The organism is Beggiatoa alba B18LD, from assembly GCF_000245015.1.
Taxonomy (GTDB): Bacteria; Pseudomonadota; Gammaproteobacteria; order Beggiatoales; family Beggiatoaceae; genus Beggiatoa; species Beggiatoa alba.
Genome location: NZ_JH600070.1, coordinates 1,037,596 through 1,044,114, shown reverse-complemented (window position 1 = coordinate 1,044,114; position 6,519 = coordinate 1,037,596). Strand labels below are relative to the sequence as shown.

Genomic DNA, 6,519 nt, shown 5'->3' with positions numbered 1-6,519 from the left:
TGTTAATTCTGAAAATTCTGATTCAGACAGTCTTTAATCCTGATTAAGTTACAATAATCCTATTCATCTTATCAATTTTGATTTAAACACTATCGGTTTTTATCCATGACAGTCGATGACTTTATCAATACTTGGCGCAATTCAGAATTAACTGAACGTTCTGGTTCACAACAACATTTTCTCCAGCTTTGCCAGTTGCTCGGCGAAAAAACTCCCGCCGAACTCGACCCCGATGGCGAATTTTTTACCTTTGAAAAAGGCGCGAATAAAACCACAGGGACAAGAGGCTGGGCAGATGTTTGGTTAAAAGGCTGTTTTGCTTGGGAATATAAAGGCAAAGGTAAGGATTTAAGAAAAGCCTTTGTACAGTTACAGCAATATGCGCTTGCTTTAGAAAATCCGCCGTTATTAATCGTTTCTGATATGGAAATGATAGAAATTCATACGAATTTCACAAATACCGTTGCAGAAGTTCATTTAATCGAATTAGCAGATTTACGTGACCCGTCAAAACTCAAACTGTTAAAAACTATTTTTGATAAAGACCGTATCGAATCGGTTTTTAAACCACAACGCACGCGGGATGCGGTTACTTTAGATGTTGCCAGAAAATTCACAGAGTTAGCGCAACGTTTACGCAGTCGAGGACATGACCCGCAACAAGTCGCCCATTTTATTAATCGGCTTGTGTTTTGTATGTTTGCCGAAAATACCGAAATTTTGCCGAATAAAATTTTTACACGGCTTTTAGAGTCTGTTTTAAAAGAAATTCGAAAACAAAACCGCTTTCAATCACGGGTTAGTCAATTGTTTGCCGCCATGCAAACGGGGGATAGTTTTGGTATTGAAGATATTGCTTGGTTTAACGGCGGTTTGTTTGATGATGATAGTGTTTTATCGCTGGAAGAAGCGGATATTAAACAGGTTGTAGAAGTTGCTCGTTATGAATGGAAAGATATAGAGCCTTCCATTTTCGGCACGCTGTTTGAGCGCGGTTTAGACCCTGATAAACGCAGTCAATTAGGGGCGCATTATACTGACCGTGATTCTATTATGCGGATTTTAGAACCCGTGATTTTTACACCTTTAAAGGCTGAGTGGGAACAAATAAAGTTACAAATTCAGTCTTTGTTAGAAAAACAGGGGAAAGGGACTCGTAAAACTAAAAAATCTAAAAATGAGCTTGATGCTGATGGTTTGTATCATGGTTTTTTAGAGCGGTTGAATAATCTGCAAGTGCTTGACCCTGCTTGTGGTTCTGGAAACTTTTTATATTTAGCTTTGTTAGGCTTAAAAGATTTGGAAAATAAAGTATTGATTGATGCGGAAATGATGGGCTTAGAAAGACAATTTCCGCGTGTCAGCCCTAAAAATTTAAATGGGATTGAAATTAATCCTTATGCGGCTGAATTAGCACGGGTTACGGTGTGGATTGGGCAGATTCAGTGGGTGTTAAAGCATGGTTATGATTTGCCGAAAAATCCCGTTTTAGAAAAATTAGATAATATCGAGTGTTGCGATGCTTTATTAACCACAACAGGGATAGAAAAGACTTGGAAAACTGTTGATTTTATTGTGAGTAATCCGCCATTTTTGGGCGATAAAAAAATGATTTCTGTTTTAGGTGAGGAGCATGTCACGCAGTTACGCGATTTATTTCAAGGACGAGTCGCAGGTGGTGCGGATTTAGTCTGTTATTGGTTTGAAAAAGCACGGGCGCAGTTAGCGCAAGGGCGCGTGCAGGCGGTTGGGCTGGTTTCTACAAATTCCATTCGTGGCGGTAGTAATCGTAAAGTCTTGGATAGAATTGTGGAAACAGGGCGAATTTTTCACGCATGGGGTGATGAGCCTTGGGTTAATGAAGGCGCGGCGGTGCGGGTGTCTTTGGTTTGTTTCACTAGCCCAGAAAAACAGCAACTTTACCCCATCACGATGTTAGATAATCAGGTAACATCTGAAATATATAGCGATTTGACCGCGCCGAATACAGCGCAAGCCTTAGATTTAACCAAAGCGAAGCCATTGGCGGAAAATGCAAATACGGCTTTTATCGGTACGCAAAAAAATGGCGCGTTTGATATTACTGGCGATTTAGCCCGCGAGTGGATTAAATCTTCTTTTAATCCCAATGGAAAGCCAAATAGTGACGTTTTGCGCCCTTGGGCGAATGGTATGGATATTGTGCGCCGTTATTCAGACACTTGGATTATTGATTTTGGTGTGAATATGTCTGAAGACGATGCCAGTTTGTATGAAAAACCGTTTGAATATATTTTAAAAAATGTTAAGCCATCGCGTGAAAATTTACGACGAGATGGACATAGAAAATATTGGTGGCGATATGGGGAAACTCGTTCAGGTATGCGCAATGCTATCAAACCGCTATCCCGCTTTATTGCGACAACGATGACCGCAAAATATCGTCTTTTTGTTTGGTTACCAAAAATTCAACTTCCTGAAAATTTAGTAGTTGCCATTGCCCGCGATGATGATACGACTTTCGGCGTTTTACATTCCCGTTTTCATGAACTTTGGAGTTTGCGCTTGTGTACATGGTTAGGCAAAGGCAATGACCCACGTTACACGCCGAGCACAACTTTTGAAACTTTCCCCTTTCCCGAAGGCTTAAGCCCCAACATTCCTGCGAGTGATTACGCCGATAATCCGCACGCACAAGCGATTGCTACAGCGACAAAACGCTTAAATGAACTACGTGACAACTGGCTAAATCCGCCTAATCTGGTGCAACGTGTTCCTGAAATCGTCGCGGGCTATCCTGACCGTATTTTGCCGATAGACGCAGAAGCAGAAAAAGAGTTAAAAAAACGCACTTTAACTAATCTTTACAATCAAAAACCGCAATGGCTTGTTAAAGCACACGACACGTTAGATAAAGCGGTCGCCACTGCTTACGGTTGGGAACACAATTTAAGTGATGATGAAGTATTAGGGCGTTTATTAGCGTTGAATTTAGAAAGGAGTGCGGAATAACACTGTCTGAATCAGAATTTTCAGGATTAAAAGATTGTCTGAATCAGAATTTTCAGAATTAACAGAATTTTCAGAATTAAAAAGACAATAAAATTAAAAGAATAAAAAATTATATTTTTAATTGTTTTTAATTCTGCTAATTCTGGTTCAGACAGTCTTTAGGATTTAAAACACTAAAAACAAAACAATATTAATTTTTTTAATTCTGCTAATTCTGAAAATTCTGAAAATTCTGTGAATTCTGATTCAGACAAAAAAAAGACCTGCTAGGTTTTCAAAACCTAGCAGGTCTGTGGAAACACGTGAAAAGGGTTGACCTTAAAGATTAAAACACTGTCTGAATCAGAATTTTCAGGATTAAAAGATTGTCTGAATCAGAATTTTCAGAATTAACAGAATTTTCAGAATTAAAAAGACAATAAAATTAAAAGAATAAAAAATTATATTTTTAATTGTTTTTAATTCTGCTAATTCTGAAAATTCTGTGAATTCTGATTCAGACAAAAAAAAGACCTGCTAGGTTTTCAAAACCTAGCAGGTCTGTCCTGTCCGCCTTGAAATGATTACGGATTAATCATTACTTGCATCATTTCTTCTTCATTCATCACCGTTGTACCATCCGCTAGTCGGTATCCAAAGACAATGTCGAGTTTACCTGTCGCAACAAAGCGTCCTGTGTAGATAGTTATATCGTGCATTGTTTCTAGGAGGGTGTTTTGTGTGAATGGGATTAGGGTTGTCGGTTCTTTATTCCACAGATGGATAGTGCCTGTTTTATCGAGCATGTAGTATTTGGGTTCAGCATTTTCGTTGTGGGTGTAAGCCGCATAAACAAAAAACTCGGCTGTTTTATCTATGTGTGCGGGGTCTATCCATACTCGCCCTTTAATTTTGACGGGATTGGATAAGTTGAGAGTTGCCGTAGTTGTATGGGCGGTGTTACCAACGCTAATACCGCCTAAAAATTGGCTGTTGGTGGTGGTTGGTTCGCCTATTGCGTCAAAGGCATAGACACGGGGTAATGCTGGTAAGGTAACGGCTGTTTCTATCGTTATGTTGCTTGTTTGTGTCACGCCTTCCCCTAAAACGACACCGCTTAGATGGCTACCTGCTTTAATGGTGACATTGCTAATTTTCGCGGGGGCGTTGGGATTGCCAATAATGCGCCCTGATAAAATCCCGCCTGTCAGTGTGGCATTGTCCGCTAAACGGACATTGTTGATTTCGCCTTGTACCGCGCTGCTGTTGCGAATTGTGCCTGTAAGCAGTCCGCCTTCTAATAGATTGCCTTTAAAGTCGATATCGGTGAGTGTGCCGCGATTGGTCACTTTTCCCGTTAAGATACCGCCTACAATAGTGCCTGTGGGTTTGATATATAAATTACTGAGCCAGCCTTGATTCATTACTGTAGCGGAAATAACCAGATTGCTCATATTGCCTGTTGCGGTGACGGTGAGCGGTTTGGTAATTTCGACATCATTGGCATTACATAAAAGGCTAATTTCTGTCGCAGTGGCGAGGTTACAGTTTGTATTGATGGGGGAAATGGTAATCCGTTGTAGTTCATACGCGCCGATGTCAACTGCATTGCCATCAATACGGGCATTAAGACCTAAATCTGTTTTAGGGTCAGCGATATATTGAGTCAGTAGGACATTATTGCCTTTATCAACGACGGGGCTAGATAAAAGGGGTTTAAAGTCTGCATTTAAAGCAGGGTCGCCCGTTAGGTTGTTTAAGTTTGTTCCATTAATACAGGTGAGTCCGTCTTTTATAAGGCTGTTTTGTGCAGAAACAGTGCCGCCATCTGTTATCGTTCCGCGATGATTGTAACAGTCTCCACCACGGAGGTTGTTAGCAACGATGCTGTTAATCAAGGCGGTGTTACCAATTCCCGTGACTGAGGCATTGATGAAAAGATTACCGCCATAGTATGCGTAGTTGTTAGTGAGTGTTGTATTAATGACGTGAAGTGTTCCTTTACTTTCATGGAACACACCGCCCCCACTCAGTGCTGAATTGTTATAAAAAAGGCTATTGATAATCCAAAAATCTTTTTCACTCAGTCCATAACCAATGCCACCACCGCTAGTTTTTGCGAAATTGCCGTTGAAAATGCTATCAGAAATCGCAACAGAAACACCGTTTTCTTTGTTCAGTCCATTTGCAGAAAGTCCGCCCCCCATGTTATTGGCATTATTACGAATAAACTGACTGCGCGTAATTTTAGCAGTAACGCCAAAACCGTATGTATTTGATAGTCCTATACCCGCCCCGTCGTTGGTGGTTGTGTTATCACTAATTATCGTGTTTTCGATGACTAATCCACCCCCTTCAATGGTAATTCCACCCCCTAAAACGGTATAAACATCAAAAGGGATAACGGCGTTATGGGCTATCTCACTGTCTGTAATATAAAGTTGTTGATTTTTGTTAGAACCAAAATAGAGACCACCGCCACGGGTCGCTGTGTTAGCGTTAATCGTGACTTTTGAGAATATGGCTTGACTATTTAAGAGATAAGCACCAGCACCGCCATATGAAGCGGTATTTCCATTTAACGAGCTGTTTGTTAAGGTAATAGTGCTTGCTACTGCGCTAATCCCGCCACCTGAACCTTGTCCAGTCGTTTTGAACTGTTCGGGGGTCGCAATTGCTTGATTTTTATCTATTGTACTTTGTTCAATCTTAACGATAGAACCATTGGTAGAAATACCCCCCCCATTTTTGGCTATATTATGGATAACGTCTGTATTCGTCAGTGTCAGGGTAGAACTTTGACTATAAATGCCACCTCCTTCCCCTGAGGTATTTTCAGAAATGGTGCTGTCCACAATATTAGCGGTTATTTTGGCAGGGTCGAAGGGTGATGCGTTCACGAGCATCATTATCGCGCCTCCCCAATTCATACTTTGATTTTGTGTCAATAGGCATCTAGTGATTGTCAAGGCTATCGGGGGAGCACTGTTATCGGAGTAGAAAGCTGTAATACCTGCACCATATTCTGCTGTGTTATTACTGATAATACAGTCTTCTAATATTAATTGACCACTTAGCGCAATCCCCGCTCCCAGACTTGTCATTCCGTGCGTAATGTTTAAGCGGGTGATTTTTGCTTTTGTTCCTGCATTGACAAGAAAAACTCGAACAGTATCGCTACCGCTAATAATTGTATTTTCTGCACCATTTCCTATAATCGTCAAACTACCATTGTTATTAATACTTAATGTTGAGGTTAAGGATATTATTCCATTCACCGCAAAAACAATTTCATCGTCTGTTGGATTTGCATTTGCGTCTAAAATAGCTTGACGTAATGAACCTGTGCCACTGTCTTCTAAAGTTGTGACTGTATAAGTAGTTGCTTGTGCTAACGTGCTTAAACATAGCACGATAAGCCCAAGCATAGACTGGTAAAACCAGTGCGAAATAACCGTTTTATGAAAATGCATTATCAAATCTCCATTGTTGATGTTATTAAAAGATTCTTAACTAAATGAATTGAGCTTAAGAATTTCTTTATAAACG

Annotated in this window: 2 protein-coding genes; one reads left to right on the top strand and one right to left on the bottom strand. The window is 40.3% G+C overall.

The window, feature by feature from the left end; genetic code table 11:
• The first annotated feature begins 105 nt into the window (after nt 1-105).
• A complete protein-coding gene (locus BEGALDRAFT_RS04170) occupies nt 106-2,991 on the top strand; it encodes a class I SAM-dependent DNA methyltransferase (protein ID WP_002683970.1) in 2,886 nt (961 codons plus the stop codon).
• A gap of 563 nt (nt 2,992-3,554) precedes the next feature.
• Here BEGALDRAFT_RS04170 and BEGALDRAFT_RS04165 read toward each other — a convergent pair.
• The gene (locus BEGALDRAFT_RS04165) at nt 3,555-6,443 is read right to left on the bottom strand and encodes a beta strand repeat-containing protein (protein ID WP_002683969.1); all 2,889 of its coding nucleotides are present in this window, start codon (nt 6,441-6,443) and stop codon (nt 3,555-3,557) included.
• Between the last annotated feature and the right edge of the window lie 76 nt (nt 6,444-6,519).